Annotated in this window: 24 protein-coding genes; 20 read left to right on the top strand and 4 right to left on the bottom strand. The window is 64.7% G+C overall.

The annotated features are described in order from the left end of the window. The first annotated feature begins 1 nt into the window (after position 1). The 13 genes from GBB11_RS08425 (at position 2) to rfbA (ending at position 14837) form a co-directional block, all read left to right on the top strand. A complete protein-coding gene (locus GBB11_RS08425) occupies positions 2 to 2629 on the top strand; it encodes a cation-translocating P-type ATPase (protein WP_151549613.1) in 2628 nt (875 codons plus the stop codon). 25 nt (positions 2630 to 2654) lie between these two features. After that, positions 2655 to 3425: a sulfite exporter TauE/SafE family protein gene (locus GBB11_RS08420; RefSeq protein ID WP_151549612.1), complete on the top strand. Its 771-nt coding sequence runs from the start codon at positions 2655 to 2657 to the stop codon at positions 3423 to 3425. Positions 3426 to 3525: 100 nt separating this feature from the next. Continuing rightward, on the top strand, positions 3526 to 4602 hold the full coding sequence (hemE, locus tag GBB11_RS08415; RefSeq protein ID WP_151549611.1) for a uroporphyrinogen decarboxylase: 1077 nt from the start codon (positions 3526 to 3528) through the stop codon (positions 4600 to 4602). 18 nt (positions 4603 to 4620) lie between these two features. Further along, on the top strand, positions 4621 to 6045 hold the full coding sequence (locus GBB11_RS08410) for a protoporphyrinogen oxidase (protein ID WP_151549704.1): 1425 nt from the start codon (positions 4621 to 4623) through the stop codon (positions 6043 to 6045). A 54-nt stretch (positions 6046 to 6099) separates the two neighbouring features. Further along, positions 6100 to 7413 carry a glutamate-1-semialdehyde 2,1-aminomutase gene (gene hemL, locus GBB11_RS08405; protein WP_151549610.1) on the top strand — a complete coding sequence of 438 codons (1314 nt, stop codon included), beginning with the start codon at positions 6100 to 6102 and terminating at the stop codon, positions 7411 to 7413. Beyond that, positions 7403 to 8038 carry a histidine phosphatase family protein gene (locus GBB11_RS08400; protein WP_151549609.1) on the top strand — a complete coding sequence of 212 codons (636 nt, stop codon included), beginning with the start codon at positions 7403 to 7405 and terminating at the stop codon, positions 8036 to 8038. The genes hemL and GBB11_RS08400 overlap by 11 nt, the downstream gene beginning before the upstream one ends. After that, the gene (locus GBB11_RS08395; RefSeq protein ID WP_151549703.1) at positions 8038 to 8616 is read left to right on the top strand and encodes a TlpA disulfide reductase family protein; all 579 of its coding nucleotides are present in this window, start codon (positions 8038 to 8040) and stop codon (positions 8614 to 8616) included. The genes GBB11_RS08400 and GBB11_RS08395 overlap by 1 nt, the downstream gene beginning before the upstream one ends. Before the next feature lie 8 nt (positions 8617 to 8624). Beyond that, complete coding sequence (locus GBB11_RS08390) at positions 8625 to 9410, top strand: cytochrome c biogenesis CcdA family protein (protein ID WP_151549608.1); 786 nt, start codon at positions 8625 to 8627, stop codon at positions 9408 to 9410. Positions 9411 to 9451: 41 nt separating this feature from the next. After that, positions 9452 to 11074: a cytochrome c biogenesis protein ResB gene (locus GBB11_RS08385; RefSeq protein WP_151549702.1), complete on the top strand. Its 1623-nt coding sequence runs from the start codon at positions 9452 to 9454 to the stop codon at positions 11072 to 11074. Between the two features lie 126 nt (positions 11075 to 11200). Beyond that, a complete protein-coding gene (gene ccsB / locus GBB11_RS08380) occupies positions 11201 to 12214 on the top strand; it encodes a c-type cytochrome biogenesis protein CcsB (RefSeq protein WP_192796360.1) in 1014 nt (337 codons plus the stop codon). Positions 12215 to 12300: 86 nt separating this feature from the next. Next, positions 12301 to 13284 carry a dTDP-glucose 4,6-dehydratase gene (gene rfbB / locus GBB11_RS08375; RefSeq protein ID WP_151549606.1) on the top strand — a complete coding sequence of 328 codons (984 nt, stop codon included), beginning with the start codon at positions 12301 to 12303 and terminating at the stop codon, positions 13282 to 13284. A 54-nt stretch (positions 13285 to 13338) separates the two neighbouring features. After that, the gene (gene rfbC, locus GBB11_RS08370; protein WP_151549605.1) at positions 13339 to 13956 is read left to right on the top strand and encodes a dTDP-4-dehydrorhamnose 3,5-epimerase; all 618 of its coding nucleotides are present in this window, start codon (positions 13339 to 13341) and stop codon (positions 13954 to 13956) included. Continuing rightward, positions 13953 to 14837: a glucose-1-phosphate thymidylyltransferase RfbA gene (gene rfbA / locus GBB11_RS08365; protein WP_151549604.1), complete on the top strand. Its 885-nt coding sequence runs from the start codon at positions 13953 to 13955 to the stop codon at positions 14835 to 14837. The genes rfbC and rfbA overlap by 4 nt, the downstream gene beginning before the upstream one ends. A 6-nt stretch (positions 14838 to 14843) precedes the next feature. Here the strand turns inward: rfbA and GBB11_RS08360 are convergent, their stop codons facing one another. Further along, positions 14844 to 15221 (bottom strand): hypothetical protein, encoded by a 378-nt coding sequence (locus GBB11_RS08360; protein WP_151549603.1) that lies wholly within the window; start codon positions 15219 to 15221, stop codon positions 14844 to 14846. Between the two features lie 80 nt (positions 15222 to 15301). On the opposite strand from GBB11_RS08360, the gene GBB11_RS08355 reads away from it, so the two are divergent. Further along, positions 15302 to 15622 carry a DUF4229 domain-containing protein gene (locus tag GBB11_RS08355; RefSeq protein ID WP_225979200.1) on the top strand — a complete coding sequence of 107 codons (321 nt, stop codon included), beginning with the start codon at positions 15302 to 15304 and terminating at the stop codon, positions 15620 to 15622. Positions 15623 to 15628: 6 nt separating this feature from the next. Here GBB11_RS08355 and GBB11_RS08350 read toward each other — a convergent pair whose 3' ends face one another. After that, positions 15629 to 16522 carry a 1,4-dihydroxy-2-naphthoate polyprenyltransferase gene (locus GBB11_RS08350; protein WP_151549602.1) on the bottom strand — a complete coding sequence of 298 codons (894 nt, stop codon included), beginning with the start codon at positions 16520 to 16522 and terminating at the stop codon, positions 15629 to 15631. Between the two features lie 88 nt (positions 16523 to 16610). On the opposite strand from GBB11_RS08350, the gene GBB11_RS08345 reads away from it, so the two are divergent. Continuing rightward, positions 16611 to 17444, top strand: coding sequence for a glycosyltransferase (locus GBB11_RS08345; RefSeq protein WP_151549601.1), 834 nt, complete (start codon positions 16611 to 16613; stop codon positions 17442 to 17444). Here the strand turns inward: GBB11_RS08345 and menE are convergent. Both menE and GBB11_RS08335 read right to left on the bottom strand, forming a co-directional pair. Then, positions 17441 to 18577, bottom strand: coding sequence for an o-succinylbenzoate--CoA ligase (gene menE / locus GBB11_RS08340; RefSeq protein ID WP_151549600.1), 1137 nt, complete (start codon positions 18575 to 18577; stop codon positions 17441 to 17443). The genes GBB11_RS08345 and menE overlap by 4 nt on opposite strands. 58 nt (positions 18578 to 18635) lie before the next feature. Continuing rightward, positions 18636 to 20057, bottom strand: coding sequence for a short-chain fatty acyl-CoA regulator family protein (locus GBB11_RS08335; protein ID WP_151549599.1), 1422 nt, complete (start codon positions 20055 to 20057; stop codon positions 18636 to 18638). Positions 20058 to 20649: 592 nt separating this feature from the next. Between GBB11_RS08335 and GBB11_RS08330 the strand changes: the two genes are divergently transcribed. From GBB11_RS08330 to GBB11_RS08310, 5 genes are all read left to right on the top strand, one after another. Further along, complete coding sequence (locus GBB11_RS08330) at positions 20650 to 21405, top strand: succinate dehydrogenase cytochrome b subunit (protein ID WP_151549598.1); 756 nt, start codon at positions 20650 to 20652, stop codon at positions 21403 to 21405. 23 nt (positions 21406 to 21428) lie between these two features. Further along, a complete protein-coding gene (locus GBB11_RS08325) occupies positions 21429 to 23438 on the top strand; it encodes a fumarate reductase/succinate dehydrogenase flavoprotein subunit (protein WP_151529312.1) in 2010 nt (669 codons plus the stop codon). Next, the gene (locus GBB11_RS08320; protein ID WP_151549597.1) at positions 23438 to 24187 is read left to right on the top strand and encodes a succinate dehydrogenase/fumarate reductase iron-sulfur subunit; all 750 of its coding nucleotides are present in this window, start codon (positions 23438 to 23440) and stop codon (positions 24185 to 24187) included. Before GBB11_RS08325 ends, GBB11_RS08320 begins: the two co-directional genes overlap by 1 nt. 43 nt (positions 24188 to 24230) lie before the next feature. Then, entirely contained in the window at positions 24231 to 24563 is a 333-nt protein-coding gene (locus GBB11_RS08315) for a hypothetical protein (RefSeq protein WP_151549596.1), read from the top strand. 475 nt (positions 24564 to 25038) lie between these two features. Further along, the gene (locus GBB11_RS08310; RefSeq protein WP_151549595.1) at positions 25039 to 26403 is read left to right on the top strand and encodes a DUF445 domain-containing protein; all 1365 of its coding nucleotides are present in this window, start codon (positions 25039 to 25041) and stop codon (positions 26401 to 26403) included. Positions 26404 to 26464: the final 61 nt, after the last annotated feature.

The following is a 26464-nucleotide window of genomic DNA, read 5'->3' as shown; positions in this document are numbered from 1 at the left end:
AATGAGCCCCCTGAGTAATGGCAGTCGCGCCGATCTCAGCCCGGCCGCCCTACGCGCGGACTGGCGAGACATGGACGAGGCCATCAAAGAGGCCAAAAAAGCGGCCAGCCTCGCCGGATTAAACACCGATGCCTCCTCCTCTGATCTCGCCTCCCAGCGTCTCGCTTCTCGAGAGGGCTCGGAGCTCATCTCCTTTGCCCTCGAGCTGCAAGGGCTCTCCTCGGCCGCTGCGGCACGCGATGTGGAACAGGCACTGGAATGTATCGACGGGGTACGGGCCTCGCTGATTTACACCAACTCGATCGCGTGGATCACTGCACCCACCAGCATCCCGCCCGAGACGATCATTGAGAAGCTGGCCAATATGGGGGTGCGGGCCGAGCTCACGGAAGGCTCGCTGCGTCGTCGCGCGGATCGCCTCATCGCCCCGCCGGTGCACCACGCGCAGCGGCATCCGCACCGCAGCTCCCTGCTGGAGCGCATCAAAGGCACCAAGCAGGCCCTCACCGAGGCCAACCCCGAAAACCGGCACCTGGGCCTAACCCTGGAGCGCAACGACAACGCCGATGTGCTCTTTACCGCCCGCGGGCTGGTCACTATCGATCGGCTGCTGGTGAGCCTCGTGCTCACCATCCCGATTTTGGTCTTTAGCTATGTGCCCTCGCTGCAGATCGACTACTGGCAGTGGATCAGCTTCGCGCTATCTATCCCCGTGGTCACTTGGGGCGCATGGCCCTTCCACCGAGCGGCGCTGGGGGGATTGCGGCGGAAGATGTCCGCGCTGGACGCGGCCAGTGCGGCGGCCATCCTCGCCGCCTTCGGCTGGTCCATGATCATGCTCTTTTTCACCCCAGCCGGCTCTATCGGCTGGACCTCCGAACCGCGCTGGTTCGCCTATGACTACCCCTCGATCCTCGATGGAGAGCTCTTCTTAGATGTGGCCTGCGGTATGACGGTACTGCTGCTGGGCGGGCGCATCGCCATGCGTCACTCCCGCTCCAACTTGGTAGAAGACGCCCGCCGCGAGCACGAGGGCACCATGTATGAGGTGACGGTGGTGCGCAAAGCCGGCCCCCGTGCTGCCGCCGTCAAACAGGTGGTGCCCGTGCAGGAGCTGCGGGTGGGCGATGACATCCTGGTGCCCACCGGGGGAGTGATTCCCTGCGATGGCCACGTTGTGGGCGGTGCCTCCACGGTGGCCTCGGGGCTGCTGCGCTCGGCAGTGGATCATGATGAGGGCCACCAAGACGCCCGCACCGTGAAGGTGAATTCCAAGGTGTATGCCGGCTCCACTAACCTGGGTGGGCCGCTCAAGATTCGCGTCCGCCACTCCGGCTCCGCCACCCGGCTGGCTGCGATGCTGCGCTGGATCGACGAGTCCACGGCCGTGCAGAACCGCTCCGCGCAGTTGGCCACCCGGTCTGCCTCTCTCTTGGTGCCTTGGGCAGTCACTATCGCCATCGTGGATTTCTGTATGTGGCTGCTCATCCGCGGGAACTACAATGTCGCCTTCGCCACGGCGCTCGCCATTCTCGCCTGCGTGGCGCCGGTATCTCTCGCCATTTCGGCGCCGCTGGCCACCCGCTATGGCATCGAGTCAGGCGCCCGCAAGGGCCTGCTCATCCGTAATTCGGAGACCATCCGCGTGATGGAGCGGGTCAATACCGTGATCTTCAACCGCGTGGGCACCCTGACGAAGGAGACCATGTCGGTGGAAACTGTGATCGCCAGCGATCGCGAAAACCCCGAGCTGGTGTTGCGCGTGGCCGCGGCGCTATCGATGGAGTCTGATCATCCGGTGTCCAAGGCTCTAGTCAAGGCCGCCCGCGAAGCCCGCGACCGCGGGGCCGGCGGCGAGGAGATTCCGCACTGGATCGATGTCTCCCAAGCTCATGTGGACGAGCACGGTACCTTCACCGGGCTCGTGGAAATACCCATCGAGGTCGCGCGCGGTAAAACGGAGATGCGCCAGGTGGAGGCCTCTTTGTGGCGGCCTCGCGACGAGTCCGATCTCGAGGGCCGCCTCGCCCTGGCGATCTCCGCCGGTGGCACCCCGCTGGTGGTCAATTGGAAGGGCAAGCCGCGTGGCGTGATCACCATGCACTCGGATCCCAAGGACGATGCCATGGACGCCATCGACGAGCTGGAGACGATGGACATCGAAACCGTCATGCTCACCCGCGACGCCTATCCGGTGGCGCGCCGCCTGGCGAACTTCATGGGCATCTCCAAAGTGCTCGCCGGCATCGCCCCGGCGAAGAAGACGGTCACGGTCCGCAGCGTCCACACCCGCGGCAACGTTGTGGGCATGGTGGGCGATGAGTCCGTGCGCGGCCCGCTCAACGTGGCCGATGTGGGCCTGCTGGTCCAGCCCGGCGATAATTTCGATGTGCCCGAGGCCGATGTGGTGATCCTGCGCCAGGACGTCTCCGCCATCCCCGAGGCCTTCACCTTGGCGCGCCGCGTCGGCGCCCTCGTCGACCGCAACCTCATGTTCGCTTGGGTGTATAACATCACCGCCATGCTGCTCGCCGCCGCCGGCCTGCTGCACCCGATGGCCGCCACCGTGCTCATGCTCACCAGCTCGTTCATTACGGAGTGGTCCTCCCAGCAGGCGCGACGCTTCTAGCGTATCGACGCCTACCCTAGACACCATGATCCTTCTGACCATTGTCGTTGGCCTCGGGGTGGGGCTCGTGGTGGGTGCATTGGGTGCCGGCGGCGGCATCCTCTCCGTGCCCGCCCTCATCTTCCTGCTGGGCTTCGCCCCGCACGATGCCACCTACGGATCCCTCATCATCGTGGCCACCACCGCCGCGTTCTCCCTTGTCGGCCACGCCCGCCACGGCACGGTGGCGTGGCGTCGCGGCGCCAGCTTTGGCCTGCTCACGGTTCTGGGCTCCTTCCTCGGCGGGCGGGTATCGGTGCTGGTGAACCCCGATCTGCTCCTGGTGCTCTTCGCGGCGCTACTGGCTGTGGTGGCCGGCTATATGGGCTGGCGGGGGCTGCGCGATCGCGCCCAGCCCGAGGCCGCCGCGGCCGCACCGGCGCCCTCTCGTCCCTGGTGGCTGGTGGTGGCATTGGCCTGCGCCACGGGTTTTCTCACCGGTTTCTTCGGCGTCGGCGGCGGCTTCATCGTAGTGCCCGTGCTGGTGCTGGCGCTGGGCATGCGGATGCACCAGGCCGCCGGAACCTCGCTGGTGATTATGATTATCAGCGCCCTGGCGGGGCTGGCGGCGCGAGTCGGCACCGACTTCGGCGGAGATTATCTGACCGTGCTGATCTTTACCGCCGCCTCGGTGGTGGGCGGCATAGCGGGCGAGCCGCTGACTCGGCGAGTGCGCCCCTATCAGCTCACCCTGGCCTTCGCCACGCTGCTGGCCGTGGTGGCTGCGGCGACCGCCCTGGAAACGGTGCTCGGCTGAGCCTGCGCCGGGGCCGCCGCCGCGCCGCTGGGCGGGCCATGATCCGGCAAGGGGCAGCTCGCTAGCGACGTGTCCTACGGGTAGGGCATGATGGAACACTATGACAGACTCCGCCTCTGCCCGCCGCCGCTCGATCCCTTCCGCGCCGTTGCTCGCCGCCGCGCATGGCCGCACCCCCAGCCGCACCCCGGTGTGGTTCATGCGCCAGGCAGGGCGGTCGCTGCCGGAATATCGCAAGGTGCGCGAGGGCATCGCCATGCTGGACTCCTGTTTTATGCCGGAGCTACTGGCCGAGATCACCCTGCAGCCGGTCCGCCGGCATGATGTTGATGCCGCGATCCTTTTCTCCGATATTGTGGTGCCGCTCAAGGCCGCGGGCCTCGATATCGATATCGTGCCCGGCCGCGGTCCGGTGGTGGAGCGGCCGATCCGCTGCGCCTCGGATATTTCGGCGCTGCCGATTCTCGATCACGATGTGGAGGAGATCGTCGCGGGCATTGGTCTCATCCTCAATGAGCTCACTGATCAGCAGGCCCTCATCGGTTTCATCGGCGCCCCCTTTACTCTCGCCAGCTATCTCATCGAGGGCGGGCCCAGCAAAAACCATGAGCAGACCAAGGCCATGATGCACGCCGATCCCGAGAACTGGCATGCGCTTATGCGCCGCATCGTGCCCACCGTGCTGGGCTATCTTGATACCCAGGTGCACGCCGGTATCGACGCCATGCAGCTCTTCGATTCTTGGGCCGGTTTCCTCAGCCAGCGCGACTACCGCGAGTTCGTTCTGCCCTACTCGCAGGAAATCTTCGCGCATATCGAGCAATATGACATTCCGCGCATCCACTTCGGCGTGGGCACCGGCGAGCTGCTGGGCGCGATGGCTGAGGCCGGCCCCGAGGTGGTGGGCGTGGATTGGCGCGTGCCGCTTGACGACGCCGCCTCGCGCATCCGTGCCGCCGCCGGCCCCAAGGTGCTTCAAGGAAACTTGGACCCCGCCATGCTCTTCACCTCGCCAGAGGTGATTTCTTCTGAGGTGCAGCGCATCACGGGCGAGGCCCAGCGGGCCATAGCGGCCGGCGACGCCACCGGTCATATCTTCAACCTGGGACACGGGGTGCTGCCCAGCACCGATGCAGAGATGATCACGCGCGCCGTCGAGATCATCCACGAGACTTAGGAAGTGACATCAGCAACCATGAAGTACGCCATTGTCGGCGCCGGTCTCGCCGGCCTCACCGCAGCCTATGAGCTGAACAAGCACGATAGCTCCGCGCAGATCGATGTGTACGAGGCCGCGGACCGTATCGGCGGGAAGCTGTTCACGGTGCCCTTCGCCTCGGGGCCGACGGATATGGGCGCTGAGGCATTTCTCAACCTGCGCCCAGATATTAAGGAGTTCGTGGCGGAACTGGGGCTCAGCGATAGTCTGCGCTACCCCTCTGGCCTCGGTTCGCTGGTGTACTCCGGAGAGGAATTGCATCCGCTGCCCCGCGGCGGGGCCATGGGAATTCCCGCCACCGCCGCCGAGATCCGGGAGCTGATTTCCGCCGACACGGCCGCCCGCATCGACGCCGAGGGCAACCAAGAACCCATCGCGTGGACGGTGGGTCAGGATCTCAGCGTCGGAGAGCTGGTGCGCCAGCGCTATGGCGATGATGTGGTGGATCATGTACTCAGCTCGCTGCTGGGCGGGGTGTATTCCTGCCAGGCCGATGATCTGGGCGTGCGCGCCACCATCCCGGCGCTGGCCGCCACCTTCGACGCCATGGTCGAGGCGGGGGAGAAGGTCACGCTCTCGGGGGCGGTGAAGAAGATGAATGAGCAGCGCGCCACCGCACGTGCGGCCCGCAGCGACGCCCCAGCCACCGAGCCGACACCGATCTTCGCCACCTTCGATGGCGGCTATGCCACCTTCTATGAGGCGCTGGCTGAGCGCTCCGGGGCGAGGATCTTCGTGGATGCCTTCATCACCGGGCTGCAGCGCTGCGAGGACGGGCTGCGCCTCACAGGCGGCGAGGATGAGGTCTATGACAAGGTCATTATGGCCACCCCTGCACCCACTACCGCGCTGCTGCTGAAGCAGCACAACCCGGCAGCGGCTGCCGCGGCCAAGCAGGTGGAGCTGGCCGGCTCAGTGGTGGTGGGCATGAAGTTCGACGATGCTACCGGCCTGCCCGATAACTCCGGCATCCTCATCGCCGCCGATGAGCCGAATGTGCACACCAAGGCCTTTACGCTCTCCTCGAAGAAGTGGCCGCACCTGGCCGCCCGCGGCGGGGCGCTGGTGCGCGCCAGCTTCGGCCGCTATGGCGATGATTCCTACCTGCGCACCGATGAGGACCAGCTGGTGGACTGGGCCCTGGACGATCTGCAGGCTATCACCGGCTTTGATGGCCGCGCCGCCGGGCTGAGTGAGATCTACACCCAGTACTGGTACGGCGGGATCCCGCGCTACTCCCACACCCACCTAGATACCGTCGCCGCCGTGCAAGAGGCATTGGCTCATGATGCGGATGTGGCGGTCACCGGAGCATGGGTCGGCGGCGTGGGTGTGCCCGCCGTGGTGGCCCATGCGCGCTCCACCGCCCGCGCGCTCCTGGGTGTGCACGAGCGGCCGTAGGGGTGGAAGTGGGCGTCGATAAGCGTCCTGCTGGAGACGTCTACAATGAAGCACATGACTTTTAGCACCTCGCACTCCGCTGAGTACTTTGATCGCGCGCAGAATCTCATCCCTGGCGGGGTGAATTCTCCGGTGCGGGCCTTCGGCTCCGTGGGAGGCCAAACCCGCTTCATCGACCACGCCCACGGCTCCACGCTGGTGGATGTGGACGGCAATGAATACGTGGATCTTTTCTGCTCCTGGGGGCCGATGCTGCTCGGGCACAACCACCCCGCCATCGTGGAGGCCGTGAAGAAGGCCGTGGAGAAGGGGCTCTCCTTCGGCGCGCCCACCCTCGGCGAGGTCGAGCTGGCCCAGACCATCGTGGATCGCACCTCGGTGGAAGAGGTACGCCTGGTGAACTCCGGTACCGAGGCCACCATGTCAGCGGTGCGCTTGGCCCGCGGCTTTACCGGCCGGTCGAAGATCATCAAGTTCGAGGGCTGCTATCACGGCCACGTGGATGCGCTGCTTGCCGCCGCCGGCTCGGGTGTGGCCGATTACTCCCTGCCCGGCAGCCCGGGTGTGACCGGCGCCTCCGCCGCCGACACGATCGTGGTGCCCTATAACGACATCGAGGCGGTGCGCGCCGCCTTCGCCGCCCATCCGGAGGATATCGCCTGTGTGATCACCGAGGCCGCCGCCGGCAATATGGGCACCGTCGCCCCAGTGGAGGGTTTCAACCAGCAGCTCAAGACCCTGTGCGGCGAGTATGGCGCGCTACTGATCATGGACGAGGTGATGACGGGCTTCCGCACCTCCTACCAGGGCTGGTACGGCGTGGATGGCGTGGCCGGCGACCTCACCACCTTCGGCAAGGTGGTCTCCGGCGGGCTGCCCGCCGCGGCCTTCGGTGGCCGCCGCGACATCATGGAATACCTCGCCCCGCACGGCCCCGTGTACCAGGCCGGCACCCTCTCCGGTAACCCGGTGGCGGTGGCCGCCGGTAAGGCCTCGCTGGATAATGCCAGCGCAGACATCTACGATACGGTGCGCGCCCATGCCGATCAGCTGGCCAGCCTCACCCACGCGGCGCTGGACAAGGCCGGAGTGGCGCACCACATTCAGCGCGCCACCACCATGATGTCGGTGCGTTTCGCCGAGGGCGAGGGCCACAATTTCGCCGATATGCAGGGCGCCGATACCTTCCGCTACCCGGCCTTCTTCCACGCCATGCTGGAGCACGGCGTGCACCTGCCGCCGAGCGTATTTGAAACCTGGTTCGTCTCTACCGCGCTGAGCGACCGTGACTTCGAGACCATCGAAAAGGCCCTCGCGGCGGCCGCCGAGGCAGCGGCCGCCGCCACCCCAATCAAGGATGGAGCCTAACGTGGCCAGCACCCCCGAAACCACCATTGTGCACCTGGTCCGCCATGGTGAGGTGCACAATCCGGAGCGCGTCCTCTATGGCCGCCTGCCCGGATATCACCTATCGGAGCGGGGTCGGGCCCAAGCGGCCGCCACCGCCGCCTCCTTCGCCAGCCACGACGTGACCCAGCTCTATAGCTCCCCGCTGCAGCGCACCCGCGAAACCTCCGAGCCCTTTCAGCAGGTCACAGGCCGTGAGCTACAAACCAACGAAGGCCTGCTGGAGGCCGGTAACCGCTTCGAGGGCTTGCGTATCAAATCATGGCGCTCCCAGCTGTGGAATCCGGTGCGCTGGCCGCTATTGGTGGATCCGCGCGTGCCCTCTTGGGGTGAGCCCTATGAGCACATCGCCGAGCGCATGATGGATACCATCGCCGACATTCGCGAGCGCGCTGCCGGGCACGAGGCCATCGTGATCAGCCACCAGCTGCCGATTGTCTGCGTGCAGCGCCATCTGCAGGGCCTGCCGCTCTATCACAACCCGGCCCTGCGCCGCTGCGACCTGGCGTCCGTGACCTCGCTGATCTTCCACGGCGAGGACATCATGGACATGCACTACACCGAACCTGCACGGGACCTCTCATGATGCGCACGATGGCACTGATTCTGAGCCTGGTGGCGGCCGCCGCCACGGCCACGGCCTGCAGCACCGGCGATGATGCCGTGGCCGTGGGTGGAACCTTCTCCTTCGTGGCGCCCGGCGGCGAAACCGATATCTACTACCCGGAGGAGGAGCGCGCCCCCATCGGCACGCTCAAGGGGCCCTCGCTGCTGGACGAGAACACAGAAATCTCCCTGGACGACTACGAGGGCCAGGTAGTGGTGCTCAATGCCTGGGGCCAGTGGTGTGCGCCCTGCCGCTCCGAGTCAGATGATCTGCAGCGGGTGCAGGAGGATATCGAATCCCGCGGGGGCACCGTGCTGGGCATCAATGTCCGCGACCACAATGTGCAGCTGCCACGGGACTTCGTGAAGGACAATGGGGTGAGCTATCCCTCCATCTACGATCCGCCCTTCAAATCGGCAGTGGCGCTGGGCGGTTTTCCCGCCACCGTGATCCCCACTACCATCGTGCTGGATAGACAGCACCGCCCCGCGCACGTGTTCCTGCGAGAAGTCACGGACACCGAGCTGCTCGAGGCAGTGAACCAAGAACTGAGCTAAGGATCTGAGTGGACACCAACGCCGTCGCTGACCTCGTGGCCAGCGGCCCCCTTCTGCTGGGGCTGCTCGCCGCCGCGCTCGCGGGGCTGGTGTCTTTCGCCAGCCCCTGTGTGGTGCCACTGGTGCCGGGCTATATCTCCTATCTCGCCAGCGTGGTCGGCGGCGATATTAGCTATGACGCGCGCGGTGGCACCGTGGTGCGCGGCTCCCGCGCCCGCGTGGCCGGGGCTGCCGGCCTGTTCATCCTGGGCTTTACCGTGGTGTTCGTGCTCGCCACAGTCACCGTCTTCGGCACCATTCAGGCGCTCACCGTGCAGGCCACCACGCTGCAGCGGATCGGCGGGGTCATCACCATCATCATGGGCGTGGCATTCATGGGCTATATCCCGGCGCTGCAAAAAGACACGCGACTGCAGCCGAAGCGCATCTCCACCTGGGTGGGGGCACCGCTGCTCGGCGGGGTCTTCGCCCTAGGCTGGACACCCTGCTTAGGCCCCACTCTGGCAGCGATCATCTCCGTGGCCGTCGGCACCCAAGGCACCACCGCCGCCCGCGGGGTGGCGCTCATCATTGCCTATTGCCTCGGGCTTGGCCTGCCTTTCTTATTGGTGGCGCTGGGGTCGGCCCGGGCGATGAACTCGGTGGACTGGATGAAACGCCATTCCCGCACCATCCAGAAGATCGGTGGCGCCCTGCTCATCGTGGTGGGCGTGTGCTTGGTCACGGGGTTGTGGGATAGCTTTATTAACGTGATCAGGCAGTGGACCGTCAATTACGGCACCACCCTGCTCTAGGCCGCGGCTCCGACTCCTCAAAGGACAACGCTGAGTACCTCATGAAAAACCTCAACCGCTATGTCGTTCGCGCATGGAACTGGCTTACCAGTATGCGCACCGCGCTCATCCTGCTTTTTCTGCTCTCTTTGGGCGCCATTCCCGGTGCCCTTTTGCCGCAACGCAGCCTCAATGAGTCCAAGGTAGAGGAATACATTGCCACCAATGGGCGCATCGCGGAGGTCTACGATAAGCTGCAGCTTTTCGACGTCTTCAGCTCCACTTGGTTCACCGCGATTTATGTGCTGCTGTTCATTTCTTTGATCGGCTGTATTCTGCCGCGCAGCTGGGAGCACTATCAGGCCATGAAGCAGCCGCCGGTGCGCGCTCCCAAAAAATTGGAGCGCCTCCCGCACTACTCCGAGGGCGTCGTGGAGGAGAGCCCGGATGAGGTGCTCGCCGCGGCCCGCAGCCGGATGAAGGGTTGGCGGCTGAAGGAGTACTCGGCCGCGGAGGATCGCAGCGGGCAGCGTTCGCTGGCGGGGGAGAAGGGCTATGCGCGCGAGCTGGCCAATCTCGTCTTTCACCTCGGTTTAGTGGGCATGTTGATCACCGTGGCCTGGGGCCGGTTGAGCTACTACGAGGGGCAAGTGATCGTGGTGGCTGATACCGAGGAGTCGCAGTTCTGCAATACCGCGGTGGCAAACTATGACAGCTTCCGCCACGGCGCCACCTTCGATGGCACCAGCCTTAACCCCTTCTGCATCGACGTTCACGACTTCACCGCCGACTATCTGCCCAATGGCCAGGCGGAGATGTTCCACAGCAACGTCTCCTGGGCCGAGGGCGAGGACGTATATTCCGACCCCTCCACGTGGCAGGACTATGAGCTGCGGGTGAACCACCCGCTGCGTATCGCCGGCGATCGCGTCTATCTGCAAGGCCACGGCTTCGCCCCCACCGTCACGGTCACCTGGCCGGATGGGGAAAGCCGCACCCAGACCCTGCAGTTCCGCCCCGATGATCCCACCTTCTTCCTGTCCTCCGGCGCGATGCGTTTCGATCCGCCGGCGGGAATGTATGAGGAGCTCTCGGAGCGCCGTGAAAACCAGATCGCCCTCGAGGGGCTCTTTGCCCCCACCGCTGCGTGGTCGGGTGAAAACAATGAGCTGCTCGCCTCCGCCTTCCCCGCGATGCGCGATCCCGCCCTCGCCATCGATATCTATCGCGGCGATGCCGGGCTGGATACCGGGCGCGGGCAGTCGCTGTGGAGCCTCGATCCCTCCCTGGTGCACACCGGCCAGCTGCAGAAGCTGGAGCGCGTCAATCTGCTCCAAGGTGAGTCCATCACCCTTGATGATGGCACCACCGTCACTTTCGACGGCGCCAAGGAGTTTGTGAACCTGCAGATCAGCCACGATTCCACCCAGATCTGGGTGCTGGTGAGCACCATGATCACCCTGGCGGGGCTCGTGGGGTCGCTCGCTATCAAGCGCCGCCGCATCTGGATTCGCGTCAGTCCGGTTGCGGGCGGCACCCGGGTAGAGACCGGTGGTCTGGCCCGCACCGACCGCGCCGGCTGGGGCGAGGAGCACGACACCCTCGCCCGCGCCCTCTACGGGCTGCCCGATCCGGAGGATGAGAGCTTCGACGCCGAGGTGGATGCCCAGCACATTAGGGGCTAGCCGCGACGCCGCTCGGCCCCCGCTGGGGCCCCGTCGAGCAGGGCAGGCTTATTGAAATTGCCCTAAGGTTCGCTACACTCTCACGAAGAATAAACTCTTGACGGGATAGGACGACTAGTGAATTCCCTGCCGGTTAATCAGTCTGTGGCGACGTTTTCGGATCTCACCTTCGCCTCGGCGTTTGTGGTGTACTTCTTGGCGCTCGCGCTCGCGATCGTCTACTACGTGAAGCACACCGCCGCCGCGGAGGCCACGATCGACGCCACACACCCCGTGCTCGTGGGCACAGCGAGCTCCGCATCGGGATCGGATGCCGATTCCGGCAGCTCAGTTACCCCGCCGCCGGCCGCGATTAAGAAGGCAGCAGAACTAGAGGCGAAGGCGCAGCGCTTCGCCAACATGGCGCAGACCATGGTGTTCCTTGGCATCGTGCTGCATGCCACCTCCTTGGTGCTGCGCGGTGTCTCCGCCTCCCGCTTCCCCTTCGGTAACCTCTACGAGTACGTCTCCGTGATCACCTTCGGCACCATGCTGGTGACCGCGCTGATGGTCACCTCCCGCGCCATCCCGGCGCTGTGGCCGTGGGTACTCACCCCAGTGCTGGCGCTGATGTTCTTCGGCGGCACCAAGCTCTATGCCGAGTCCGCGCCTTTGGTTCCGGCCCTGCAGTCCATGTGGTATCCCATCCACGTCTCCACCGTGGTCACCGGCGCCTCTATCTGCATGCTCTCCGGCCTCGGCTCGCTGGTATTCCTCTTCCGCAGTCGCTTCCCCAAGGGCACGGAGCCCGCTACTTTCCTAGGGCGGGTAGCCCGGCCGCTGCCCGCGGCGAAGGTCTTGGATCAGATTGCCTATAAAACGGCCATCTGGGCGCTACCGATCTTCGGCCTGGGTATTGCCTTGGGTGCGATCTGGGCAGAGTCCGCGTGGGGCCGTTTCTGGGGCTGGGATCCGAAGGAGACCATGTCGCTGGTCACCTGGCTGCTCTTGGCCGCCTATCTCCACGCCCGCGCCATCCCCTCCTTCAGCCGCGTGTTCTCCGCCTGGATCAACGTGGTCTGCCTCGGCACCATGGTGTTTAACCTCTTCTTCATCAACATGGTCACCTCGGGCCTGCACTCCTACGCTGGCCTCAACTAACGCCCCTGCCTGTACCGAGCGGGTGTGGCCACTGCGGCGCGCCCGCACCGCGCCCGCTTCTCGCCCGCGCAGAAAGGACCTCTGTCGTGCATCTCGTGGTCACCGGCGGCGCCGGTTTCATTGGCGCGAACTTTGTGCGCCGTACTCGGCTCACTCGCCCCGAGGTGGAGCGCATCACCGTCCTCGATGCGCTCACCTACGCTGCCAACCCCGATAGTCTGGCCGGTACGGATGCGCAGCTGGTGCAGGGGAATATCTGCGATGAGCAGCTCGTGCACGAGCTGCTTCACGACGCCGACCTCCTGGTGCACTTCGCCGCGGAAAGCCACAACGATAATTCCATCGACCACCCCGAGGTTTTTGCCCGTACCAATGTGGAGGGCACGGTGACCCTCGCCAAGTGCGCGGTGGCGCACGGGGTGCGCATGCACCACATCTCCACCGATGAGGTCTATGGCGATCTGCCCCTCGACTCCGCGGAGCGTTTCCGGGTGGATAGCCCCTATCGGCCCTCCTCGCCCTACTCGGCGTCGAAGGCGGCCAGCGATCACATGATCCGCGCCTTCGTGCGCTCCTATGGGCTGCAGGCGACCATTTCTAATTGCAGCAATAACTACGGCCCCTATCAGCACCCGGAGAAGTTCATTCCCCGGCAAATCCTCAAGCTGCTGCAGGGCGAGTCCGTGCGCCTCTACGGCGATGGCCGCAATGTGCGGGACTGGATTCACGTGGACGATCACAACGACGCCGTATGGCGCATTATCGACGCCGGCAGGATCGGCTCCACCTATCTCATCGGGGCGGACGGGGAGGCCTCCAATAGGGACGTGGCCGAGCTGCTCGTCGAGATCATCGGCGGCGGCGCTATCGAGTATGTGCGCGATCGGCCCGGCCATGATCGTCGCTACGCCATCGATCCCAGTTCCACCGAGGAACTCGGGTGGGCGCCGGCACACACCACGCTGCGTGCCGGGCTGGAAGAGACCGTGGAGTTTTATCGCCACAATCCGCAGTGGTGGCAGGCGGCCTATGCCCGCTCCGAGGAGCTCTACGCCGCTCGCGGCGTCTAGCCGCACTGCTCAGCGGGGTGCAGCCACGCGCCGCGCGGCACTATAGTGGTGCCTATGCTGCATGAACTCTCCACCCTGCCCAGTTTCTACACCGAGCCCACCGTGCACCCCGATGCGCGGGGCAGCTTCCACGAGTGGTTTAAGGCCACCGAGTTTGAATCCTTCACCGGCCACCCTTTTGCTTTGCAGCAGGCGAATATGTCTGTCTCCCGAGCCGGAGTCCTGCGCGGGCTGCACTTCACCGCCGTATTCCCCGGGCAGCAGAAGTACGTCACCTGCGTCAGTGGCGAGATCTGGGATGTGTTGGTGGATGTGCGCCTAGGCTCGGAGACCTTCGGTCGCTGGGAGGGCGTGACCCTCTCCGAGGAGAACCGCCGGTGCCTCTACATCCCGGATGGCTTCGCTCACGGTTTTGCCGCGGTGCGCGATTCCACCGTCTGCTATCTCACCTCCAGCGAATACGACCCGAATGTCGATTTTGGCGTCGATCCGCTCGATAGCAGCCTCGGCATCGAATGGCCGGTCAGCGATCCGATCTTGAGCGATAAGGACCGCGCCGCCCCGGGGCTGGACGAGGCCCGCGAGCATCTGCCCACCGTCGAGGACTGCGAGGAGCTGCTCAACATGTACAAGGATGGGTGGGTGCTGGCGAACGAGGAAGCGCAGCAGTGAAAGGCATCATCCTCGCGGGCGGCACCGGTTCGCGGCTGTGGCCCATCACCCTAGGCGTCTCCAAACAGCTGGTTCCGGTCTATGACAAGCCCATGATCTACTACCCGCTGTCCACGCTCATGCTGGCGGGTATTGATGACATTCTCGTGATCGTGGACCCGCACGATGAGCCGCAGTTTCGCCGCCTCCTTGGGGATGGGTCCCAATTCGGTATCTCCTTGAGTTTCGCCACCCAGGACGCCCCACGGGGGCTTGCCGACGCCTTCCGCATCGGCCGGGACCATATTGGCGAGGACAGCGTGGCGTTGATTCTCGGCGATAACATCTTCTATGGTGCCGGCCTCGGCACCCAGCTGCGCCGCTTCACCGAGGTGGAGGGCGGGGCGATCTTCGCCTATTGGGTGGCTGATCCCAGCGCTTATGGGGTGGTGGAGTTCGACCGAGAGGGCAATGCGCTGTCGCTGGAGGAAAAACCGGCCCATCCGCGCTCCCAGTTCGCGGTGCCGGGCCTGTATTTCTACGACAACGAGGTGGTAGATATCGCCGCCGGACTCACCCCGAGCGCTCGCGGCGAGCTGGAGATCACCGATATCAACAACCACTATTTGCAGCGGCAGGCGCTGCAGGTGGAGGTGCTGCCGCGTGGCACCGCATGGCTGGACACCGGCACCCATGAATCACTCATGGACGCCGGCGATTTTGTGCGCACCATCGAAAAGCGCCAAGGACTCAAGATCAGCTGCCCAGAAGAGGTGGCGTGGCGCATGGGGCTGATCTCTGATGAGCAGCTGCGCATCCGAGCGCAGCGTCTGGAGAAGTCCGGCTATGGCGCCTACTTGGGCGAGATTCTTCGGCGCGAACAGGCCGCCGCCCGTTCCTAACCCCGGCTAGGAACCTGGTTTCTCCTCGGGTTTCTCCTCTGGGTTTTCCTCCGGTTTTTCTTGGGGAGTGTCCGCCGTGGAGGGGCCAAGGTGCTCGGCGGTGCGGCGTTCTTCGATCCGGCGCTGCTCCTGCCTGCGTTCGCGGCGGCGCCGCTCCTCGGCCTCCTGGGCTTGGCGCTCGAGTTCCTGCTGGCGGGCGCGCCGCTCCTTGAACTGGCGTTTTTCCAGCTCCCAGAGGAACTCCTCATCATCGTCGGGACCCTTGATGACGGGCCGCTGCGACTGCTGGAGCTGGTTGTTTCGTTTCCAGCTTGAGGGCCCAAAGGCCTTCCAGATCAGCACCAGGGCGGCAATGATGAGAATGAGAACGATGAGACGACCCACTCGCTGACAACTCCGATCTCTACAAACAATGATGCGGGCTACGTTTTCTTCCCCCAAGGATACGGCTAAACTCGGTGCTTGTGACTAGCAGGGTTGAATCGGACGCACCGGAGTTGGATACAGAGCTGCGCAGCCGCGCGTGGAAAGACTCCGCGCTGTATGGGGGCGCGCGCATTGTGCTCTTCGTCGTACTCACCGCGCTCATCAAGGGGGCGGCGGTGCTCATTGATTCCCCCGTGCCTTGGCTCATCTGCGCGCTGCTGGCCCTCCTCGTGGCCTTCCCGCTCTCGTTGCTGCTCTTCAGCTCCCTGCGGATGCGCGTCACCGGCGAAATGGCCGAGTGGGATGAGCAGCGTAAGGCCCACAAGAAGTGGGTCGAGGAAGAGCTAGCTCATCGCTAAGCGGCGCTAGCCAGCCAGCGTTAACGCGGCGGCGATAACGAGGGAGAACACCAGCATCCCGCGCCCAGTCAGCCCCAGCACGGGGATGAGTGCCGCGCCAGTGGCGCCGCCACGGACTGGCCGCGCCGCGGCCACAAGGAAGGGCGCCGCCAGCACACCCACCACACACCACCAGGTGGCACTGACTGCGAGCAGCAGGATGGCCACCAGCGGCACGGCTATGAGCGCCAGCCACAGGCTGCGGGTGCGCTGATCGCCGAGAATCACCGCCAGCGTGGTTTTCCCGGTGGCGCTATCGGAGGGGATATCGCGCAGGTTATTGGCTAGGTTCACCGCGGCCGACATTGCGCCCACGCTCACCGCCAAGGCCACGCCCACGGCACTGATGGAACCCGCTTGGGTGAACTCGGTGCCCAGCACGGCCACGAGACCGAAGAACACAAACACGGACACCTCGCCCAGCCCGCGATAGCCATAGGGGCGCGAGCCACCGGTGTAGAACCACGCCCCCGCGATACAAGCGATACCCACGAGGATCAGCCACCACGCGCTCAGCAGCGAAAGCACAATCCCCGCCACCGCCGCCACCCCGAAGGCGGCGAATGCGGCGCGCTTGACCTTCGCCGGCGCCGCCAGACCCGAGCCGGTGAGCCGCAGCGGCCCGGAGCGATCATCATCGGTGCCGCGGATCCCATCCGAGTAGTCATTGGCGTAGTTCACGCCCACAATCAACGCCCATGCCACCAGCAGCGCCAGCAGGGCGCGGGGCAGCGAGGCCCCTTGGGCATAGGCGGCGGCCCCCGTGCCAGCAATCACGGGGGCGAAAGCATTGGCCCAGGTGTGCGGTCGGGCCCCTTCGAGCCAGTCGGCGGCGGTCGCGGTGGAACGGGAGTTCTGCATAGCTACTATTTCTACCCGCGGCCCGTCCCCTCGTGGTGCTTGGGGTGCTGAACTCAGCGCCGGGGTCTGCTGGGCTAATCTCAAGCGTGTGTGGCTGAACTATCTCTCTACCGCGGCGATCAACGCGCTACGTCATCTTCCCTTGCTGCTACGGCTGGTGTGGCGCAACCACACCTCGCGCACCCCCGTGCCGCAGCACCCCCACGTGGTCATTAGCCTCAGCAGCTATGGCCGCCGGCTGCGCTGGGTGCATCTCGCCATCGAATCGGTGGCCCATGCCGCCCCGGTGGAATTGTGGCTCGAACCGCAGGACTATCACGCCCCGCGTTCGGCCGGTCTGCAGCGGCTCTGCGCCCGCGGCCTGCGCATCCGCCAGGCAGAACCGGGCCTGGGGCCACACACCAAATACTTACCGGCGGCGCGGGCCCACCCACAGAGCTGGCTCATCACCATCGACGATGATGTGCTCTATCCGCCCGCGTGCGTGCCGCAGCTCCTCGCGGCGGCCCAGCCCACGCAGATCACCGCGCACCGCGCCCACCAGATCAGGCTGCACGGCCAGCGCATCGCCCCCTATATCCACTGGAATCCCGTGCGCAGCACCAGCGCCTCGCTGCTGCACGTGCCCACCGGGGTGAGCGGGGTGTGCTACCCGCCGGGATTCGTGCAGCGGCTCGCCCAGCTGCGCCGCGAAGATATCGCCGCCAGTCTGCACTGCGATGATCTGCTGCTGCACCACACCGCCCTGCGCGCCGAGCTGCCCGTGGCGCAGGTGGCGGCCACACCACGCACCTTCCCGCTGCTGCCCTCGGCGGCCCTGCACCCGCTGGTACGGGAGAATCTCGCCCACGGCAATGATGCCGCCATTGCGCGGCTATACACCCGAGATGACGTCGTCACGCTCGATCAGGCGAATCGCTAGAACAGCCGCGCCACCGCCCGCCGATCCACCTTGCCTGGGCCGGTGAGCGGTAAGGCGTCTACCCGCAGCAACTGCTTCGGCAACTGCCAGCGGGGAAGATGATCGAGCGCTTCAATGATCTCGCCCACCCGCGCCGTGCCGGTATAGGCCGCCACAATGGCCTGCCCAAGGCGCGCATCGGGGATGCCGGTGACACACGCTGTGTCCACCCCAGCGATATTGAGCAGCTCCTGCTCTAACACCTCGGGGTGCAGCTTCAGCCCGCCGGAGGAGATGATCGCATCGAGCCGGCCGGTCACCTGCAGCAGGCCATCCGTGATGTGCCCGCAATCATTGGTCGAAAACCAGCCCGGGTGGGCAAAAGCATCCGTATCCTCCGGGCCCACATTGCGGTAGCCGCGGGCCACCATCGGTCCGCCCAGATGAATCCGCCCATGCTGCCCCGTGAGTTTCACTGAGGCCCACTCGATGGGCACGCCATCGTAGATACAGCCGCCCGCCGTCTCCGAGGAACCATAGGTGCACACCACGGAGATCCCGAGGCGCCGGGCGGCGGTGCGGGTGCTTTCGGTGGTGGGGCCGCCGCCGACCAGGATGGCGTCGTAAAGCCGCAAAGCCTCGATGCCCTGCAGCGATGCCAAGGCCTTGTGCAGCTGGTTGGGCACGAGTGCGGTGTAGAGCGGATCCTCCCCGGCAGCGCGCCGGGCCTGGGCGGTGGCGCGAGCGAAGTCCGCGAGGTGAAAGCCGCCGGAGACATCGAGGGTGGTGGGGGTCGTCTCGGCGAGGATGCTGCGGATGAGCACCTGCAGCCCGGCGATGTGATGGGCGGGCAAGGCCAAGAGCCACGCCCCCGGCCCGTGCAGGGCATTATGGGTAGCCACCGCCGAGGAGGCGAGGTTCTCGCCGCTCAGCAGCGCCCCCTTGGGGGTGCCGGTGGAGCCGGAGGTGGATACCACCAGCGCTACCTCGGGATCGATCTCCTCGCCAACGCGCATGGTGCGGGCCAGCTGCTGGGCGCGGGAGCGGTCCTGGGCGGGCAGCGGCAGCAGGCTGCGCTCACCGGCGAGGGCCGCGGCGAGATCAGGCAGGATGGCGGCAGGGTCAGCGGGGGAGACAGGCAGGGCTTCCAGCATGAATCTCATGGTAGCCGCGGGCATGGCCGTCGAGATAGCCGTCGGTGATGCACGCCTCCTAGTAGGCGGCGAGGGAGGAGGAGTGGGCGTCGAAGCGCGCGATGCCCTGGATGGCAGGGAAGGCGCGCTGCGCGCAGTCCGTGCGGGCACATACCCGACAGCCGGGACCGATCGGCACCGCGGCGGCGGGATTGTCTATCGGAAGCGCATCGAAATACACCATGCGCCCCGCGTGCCGGGCCTCGCAGCCTAAGCCGATTGCGAATTCCTTGCCGCCCTGGTCGAAGGTGCCATAGCGATGGCTGACGGTGCGGGCGACCCACACATAGGTGCGGCCATCGGGCATGGAGGCATATTGGCGCTGCATATGCCCCGGGTTGGAGAAGGCCTCGTAGACATTCCACAGCGGGCAGGTGCCGCCGGAATGAGTGAAGTGAAAGCCCCCGGCGGACAGCCGCTTGGACATATTGCCGGCGCGGTCGACGCGGATGAAGGTAAAAGGAATGCCCCGCAGCCCTGGGCGTTGCAGCGTCGACACGCGGTGGCAGATGGTCTCAAAACCGAGGCCGGTGTAGTTGGCTAGGTACTCCAAGTCATAGCGGGTCTTGTCCACGAGCTCGTGGAACTCGGTATAGGGCAGCAGCAGCGCGGCGGCGTAGTAGCTGGCCAGGCCGCGCAGCGCCAGCAGGGAGGACTCGCGGGTGCTGAAGTCCGCCTCCTTGACCAGCCGCTGCAGCTCGGGGCCGAGCTCGAGGTGGGCGAGCACGCTGGCGATGCGAAAAGCCTGCTGGCCCGGCCCGATGAGGCTGGAGATCTCCAGCGTGGCGGCGCTGGGGTCATAGCGGTGCAGGGTGGTGCCAGTGGCGGTGGGCAGCACTGTCACCCCGTGCTGCTCGGTGATGTACTGGTGCAGTGCCGTCAAGGTGGCGGGAGTAGAGCCGAGCTGCAGCCCCAGCTTCTGGTGGAGCTGCTCCGCCGCGGTGTCGAGCTGGTGAAAGTAATTGTTATTGGCGTGGATGAAATCCCGCACCTGCTCGTGGGGCATATCCAGCAGGTCGCCGGTGTAGTCCTGCCGCTCCTCGCCGCGGCTGCGTTCATCGGTGAGCAGCGAGAGCTTATCGCGGATAGTGCGATAGCGCCGGTGCATGTCCACGATGGTCTTGGCCACCGTGGGGTGATCGGCTACTACCTCGGAGAGCTCTGCCAGATCCACCGGCTGGGCCACCAGCTCCTTGTCGGCGATGACGTCCTTCACCTCGGCCAGGAGTCGAGAATCGTCCTCGTGGGAGAAGAAGGTGGCGTCAATCCCGAAGGCCTCGGTGATTTTGGACAGCACCGACACGGTCAGCGGGCGCACATCGTGTTCAATCTGATTGACATACGAGGCGGAAAGACCCAGCGTGTCCGCGAGGGACGCCTGGCTGAGGTCACGTTCCCGCCGCAGCTGCCGCAACCTGGAACCCACGTATGTTTTTCCCATAGAGACATAGTACGTGAGCGGCATCACCTCAACCGGATCCCCGCCCGCCCCGGAGGCAGTGCCTGTTCACCCGCGTATTCGGGGTGCCCGCGAGCCGGGCTGCGGCGTATATACGCTCACCTATGGGTGTGGTTTTCCGCGGGTGCCCCCCGTGGCCGTGCTGTCTCGAGCGCTGTCTGTGACGCTCTTATCGACGCCATGAGCTGGGCATATAGTCCTCCGTGGCCGCGATGAGGCTGGGGTAGGGTGCGGCGAGCACTCGCGGGGACGATGCGGGCGCGCGAGGTGAATTAAGAATCAAAAATGTTGCGTAATTGTGGATCGCGAAAGTGCCCCCGATAGGGGTTGATTGTGGGGCTTGGGGTAAATGTGAATCTCGAAACGGCCCACCAACCGCGTATCCTGATAGAGGAATGAGAATTCGCAGTGAACTGCCATAATGGCCGCGCAGCACACTTCTTCTAGAGGCGAGCCTAACCTAAAGAACGTAGAACATGCTAGTTATAGCGTTGTGAGTTGGGTCACCCCGTCATGGAGCGAGTGGTTCCGCCTGTGAAAACGGCCGTAAGGTATTAGCGACACTGGAGGTGCCATGACTGTTAAATATGACGACCGTGACGCAATCGCGCACGGCAAAATTACTGAAAAACCACTCCGCGAGCGGCCGGGTTATCCCACCTGGGCCGTGAAGCTCACGATGGCGATTACCGGCCTGATCTTTGCCGCATTCGTCGTCGTCCACATGGTGGGTAACCTGAAGATCTTCTTGCCGGATCATGATGGCCGCCCCGCGCTCGACGAGTACGGCGAGTTCTTCCGTACCGTCGGTGAGCCCGTTATGCCTTATGGGTCGGTGCTGTGGATCCTGCGCATTGTCTTGCTGGTGGGCATCATTCTCCACATCTGGGGAGCCTTCGCCATCGTGGGCCGTGCTCACCAATCCCGCGGCAAGTTCCGCCGCACCAACAAGATGGGCGGTCTGCAGAGCTTCGCGACGCAGACCATGATCGTCACCGGCATCGTGCTGCTGGCCTTCATCATCTTCCACATTCTGGACCTGACCGTTGGTGTCCAGCCGGCAGCATCCGCGTCCTTCGAGCACGGTGAGGTGTATGCCAACGTTGTGGCAACCTTCAGCCGTCCGGCCGTGGCCATCTTCTACATCATTGCTCAGCTCTGCCTGTTCCTGCACCTCACTCACGGCATGTGGGTGGCAGTGAGCGACCTGGGCATTGTGGGTAAGCGCTGGCGTGCTGTGCTCTCCTTCGTTGCTTACCTTGTTCCCGCCATCGTCCTGATCGGCAATGTGCTGATCCCCGTCGCAGTCCTTGCGGGCTGGGTCAGCTAAGGATTCCAGGAGAGTTAAGTTCCATGAGTAAAGAAATCGATACGTCCTTCCTCGACAACTTCGAGGCTCCTGCCTCCGTAGTGGAGGGTGTGACCCTCGGCTCGGTCCTCAATGACCAGGCACCGCACGGCGTTGTTCCTACCAAGGACATGTGGGAATACCAGAAGGACCACATGACCCTGGTCTCCCCGCTGAACCGCCGTAAGTTCAACGTGATCGTGGTGGGCACCGGCCTCTCCGGCGGCGGCGCAGCCGCGGCTCTCGGCGAGCTCGGTTATAACGTCCAGTGCTTCACTTATCACGACGCCCCGCGTCGTGCGCACTCCATTGCTGCCCAGGGTGGTGTGAACTCCGCCCGCGGCAAGAAGGTGGACAACGACGGCGCCTACCGCCACGTCAAGGACACCGTGAAGGGCGGCGACTACCGCTGCCGCGAGCACGACTGCTGGCGTCTGGCCTATGAGTCCGTGCGCGTGATTGACCACATGAGCGCCATCGGTGCTCCCTTCGCTCGCGAGTACGGCGGCACCCTAGCCACCCGTTCCTTCGGTGGTGTGCAGGTTTCCCGCACCTACTACACCCGTGGTCAAACAGGCCAGCAGCTGCAGCTCTCTGCTGCATCCGCGCTGCAGCGCCAGATCCACGAGGGCACCGTTGAGATCTTCACCCACAACGAGATGGTGGATCTGATCATCAACGAGCGTGAGGGCGGCAAGCACTGCGACGGCGTGGTCATGCGCAACCTCATTACCGGCGAGATCAAGGCCCACACCGCCCACGCTGTGGTACTGGCCACCGGTGGTTACGGCAACGTCTACCACATGTCCACGCTGGCAAAGAACTCCAACGCATCCGCCATGATGCGTGCCTACGATGCGGGCGCCTACTTGGCTTCCCCGTCCTTCATCCAGTTCCACCCGACCGGCCTGCCCGTCAACTCGCACTGGCAGTCCAAGACCATCCTGATGTCGGAGTCGCTGCGTAACGACGGCCGGATCTGGTCCCCGGTGGTAGAGAAGGACGACCGTGACGCCAATAGCATCCCCGAGGAGGAGCGCGACTACTTCCTCGAGCGCCGCTACCCGGCATTCGGTAACCTCGTGCCCCGCGACGTCGCTTCCCGTGCGATCTCCCAGCAGATCAACAAGGGCCTCGGCGTTGGGCCGCTGCACAACTCGGCATACCTGGACTTCCGCGACGCCATCCAGCGTCTCGGCGAGGACAAGATCCGTGCTCGTTACGGCAACCTCTTCACCATGTATGAAGAGGCCACCGGCGAGAACCCCTACAAGGTGCCGATGCGTATTGCTCCCACCTGCCACTTCACCATGGGTGGCCTGTGGACCGACTTCAACCTGATGACCTCCGTGGACGGTCTCTTCGCCGCCGGTGAGTGCGGCTGGACCTACCACGGCGCGAATCGCCTCGGCGCGAACTCGCTGCTCTCGGCATCTGTGGACGGCTGGTTCACCATTCCGTTCACTGTGCCGAACTACCTCGGCGAGCACTTGGGCAAGGAAGTCCTCTCCGAGGACTCCCCGGAGGCCAAGGCCGCCGTACAGCGCGCGAAGGACCGCATCTCCACGCTGATGAACGTCAAGGGCGACCACGGTCCGGAGTACTTCCACCGTCAGCTCGGTGAGATCCTGTACTTCTCTTGTGGCGTGTCCCGTAACGAGAAGGACCTGGCTGATGGCATCGAGAAGATCCGCGCCCTGCGCAAGGACTTCTGGGCCAACGTCAACATCCCCGGCAAGGCCGATGAGATGAACCAAGTGCTGGAGTACGGCCTGCGCGTGGCCGACTACATCGACCTGGGCGAGCTCATGTGCGTTGATGCTCTTGACCGCGACGAGTCCTGCGGTGCGCACTACCGCGAGGATCACCTCACCGAAGACGGCGAGGCCCGCCGTGACGACGAGCACTGGTGCTTCGTCTCCGCCTGGGAGCCCGCCGGCGAGGGTAAGTTCATCCGCCACGCCGAACCGCTGTACTTCGAAGCCGTTCCGCTGATGACAAGGAATTACAAGTAATGAAACTGCATCTAGAGATTTGGCGCCAAGCTGGCCCAAACACCGAGGGACATTACGAGCCTGTCGAGGTTCCGGACGCTGTACCGCAGATGTCGGTCCTCGAGCTGCTCGACCACGTCAACTCCCAGTACGTTGAAGAGGGCAAAGAGCCTTTCGCCTTCGCTTCTGACTGCCGCGAGGGTATCTGCGGAACCTGTGGCGTGATGGTCAATGGCCGTCCGCACGGCCCCCTGAAGAACACTCCGGCCTGCCAGCAGCGCCTGATGGACTTCAAGGACGGCGACAAGCTGCAGATCGAGCCGATGCGCTCCGCCGCCTACCCCGTGATCAAGGACATGGTTATTGACCGCTCCGCCCTTGACCGCGTCATGCAAAAGGGTGGCTATGTCACCGTCAACGCGGGTACCGCGCCGGACGCTGACACCATGCACATGAACTATGAGGACAACGAGTTCGCACTGGACCACGCAGCCTGCATCGGCTGTGGTGCCTGTGTGGCCGCCTGCCCGAATGGTGCCGCTCACCTGTTCACCGGCGCCAAGCTGGTGCACCTGCGCATGATGCCTCTCGGCAAGGAAGAACGCGGCCGCCGCGCCCGCAATATGATCGACGAGCTGGAGACCAACTTCGGCCCCTGCTCGCTGTACGGTGAATGTGCCGATGTGTGCCCGGCTAGCATCCCGCTGACCGCTGTGGCATCCATCAACTATGAGCGGGCCCGAGCTGCATTCTCGGGCAAGGATCACTAAGCTGATTCTTAACATTTGCTTAACTTGAACGAAAGGCAAGGGTATGTCTGCGAAGAAGGGTTCAGACAAGGAACTGCGCATCGAGGACAACTACATCGAGGGCTATGATCCCGTGAGCTTGGAGGCACCGCACTCCTCGCTGCTCAAGAGCTCCACTTGGTGGGGTATGGGCATCATCCTTTCCTCGATCGCTTTCTCCGGCATCATCCTGTTCGGCTTGGCTTCAGGCTCGGCGGGTTCCCAGCCCGAGGCTTCCACCTACGTCCTCGTTGGTGCGATCGCCACCCTCGCGGTGCTGCTCTTCGGAGTGGGCCTCGTGAAGTACGGTCGCCGCGACTACAAGGCGTACGTCAAGCGCACAGGACGCCACAACTAGGCCGCTGACATACCCCTCAACCTCGTTCAGTGCCTCGCCACTGGCCCCGTATAGCGGGGCGAGTGGAGCGAGCTGACTGGCGCGGGTGAAGCGTCAGCGCTCCGTGTTCAACTCAGAGCCGCCGAGTCGGATCCCCGAAGATCTGGCTCGGCGGTTTTGGTTGTGTCATTCCCCAGTGCAGCGGAGAGGAGGTGCCCGTGAATAACCGCACCCGCTGGATCATTCTCATGGTGCTCATCACCATCCTTACCCTGCTCGTGGGGCTGCGTTTCATCAGCACCGGCCTGTCCATGATCTAGGCCCGCACCCGCGCTCGCGTCCGCGCCCGAAGAGTGTGGCGCAGGACTACCGTGTGTGCTGGGCACATCTCGCTCGCACCGCAGCAGGTGCGCTATAGTGCAACAGTTCATCCCAGCCGCCGCCCCATCCGAGGTGGAGGCTGCACCTAATTATCTAGCTGAGAGTGACAACATCCATGGGACGACACTCACTCGGCCCCGCTGTATCTCAGGCGGAGTCTACCGCGTCCACTGCCGCCGACTCGCCCCCGGGGCGTCTCGCCGTTCCCGGCCCCTCTCCAGAGACGGAGGCCGAGCGCCGCCGCAGCTTGCGCAAACACAAGGCCATCGCCACCGGCCTGCTACTGCTGGCCACCGTGGTGTATCTCTTCTGCCGCTGGTTGGAAGCCCAGCCAGGCGAGACCGCCACGTGGGTCGGCTTCGTGCGCGCCGCCGCCGAGGCCGGCATGATCGGCGGCTTGGCGGACTGGTTCGCGGTGACCGCGCTCTTCCGCCATCCGCTGCACCTGCCGATCCCGCATACCGCGATCGTGCGCAATAAGAAGGACCAGATCGGCGAGTCCTTGGCGGGCTTCGTGGGGGATAACTTCCTCAACGCCGAGCTCATTACAGAGAAGGTCTCCCAGGCCCGCATCCCCGAGCGCATCGGCGAGTGGCTGGTGGCCGAGGGCAATGCGGAGCGCACCTCCGCCGAGGCCGGCCGTTTGCTCGCCGCCATTGTGCGGGAGTTGGACCCCGCCGAGGCGGAGGCCATTATCCAGCGCGGCCTCATCGATCGCCTTGCCGAACCGGAGTGGGGGCCACCGGCTGGCCGCATCCTCGAGGGGCTGATCGAGGAAGGCAAAACCGAACCGGTGGTGGATGCCGTCGCCGCCTGGGCAGATGAGAAGGCCCGAGCCTCCGAGGATCTCATCGACCGCATCCTCGGCGAGCGTGCCCCCAGCTGGGCGCCGCGTTTTGTTAACGATCTCGTCTCGGACAAGGTCTATCGCGAGCTCACCGCGTGGACGGCCGCGGTGGCCCGCGATAAAAACCACGAGGCCCGCCGCGAGATGCGCCGGGTGGTGGCCCGCTTGGCCCATGATCTCCAGCACGATCCGGAGACCATCGCCAAGCTGGAGAGCTGGAAGGCCGATGTGCTCGGCTCCAGCGCGATCCAGGGCGCCCCCGCCGCCATCTGGCGGGACGCATCTTCTTCTATTGTGGAGGCCGCCGAGGATCCCAGCTCGGTGCTGCGCACCAAGATCACCGCATTCGCGCGCGACTGGGGCCACAGGATCTGCGAGGATGAGCAGATGCGTGTCTCCCTAGAGCGTCGCGTTATCGATGGTGCGGCTTTCTTGGCCAATAACTACGCAGATGAGATCACCGCCATCATCTCGGAGACCATCGAGCGCTGGGACGCCGAGGAGGCCAGCGACAAGATCGAACTCATGGTGGGCAAGGATTTGCAGTTCATCCGCCTCAACGGCACCATCGTCGGTGCCTTGGCGGGGCTGATTATCTACTCGCTGTCCCACCTTCTCTTCGGCGCCCTCTAAGCGCCCCTTATTCCCCGCACCCGCCAGAGGTGTCTTGCTGCTGAGACGGTAAGGTGGGTGC

This window comes from Corynebacterium sp. 74A (assembly GCF_008930665.1).
GTDB lineage: Bacteria > Actinomycetota > Actinomycetes > Mycobacteriales > Mycobacteriaceae > Corynebacterium > Corynebacterium megadyptis.
This window is presented reverse-complemented; position numbering and strand designations above follow the sequence as displayed.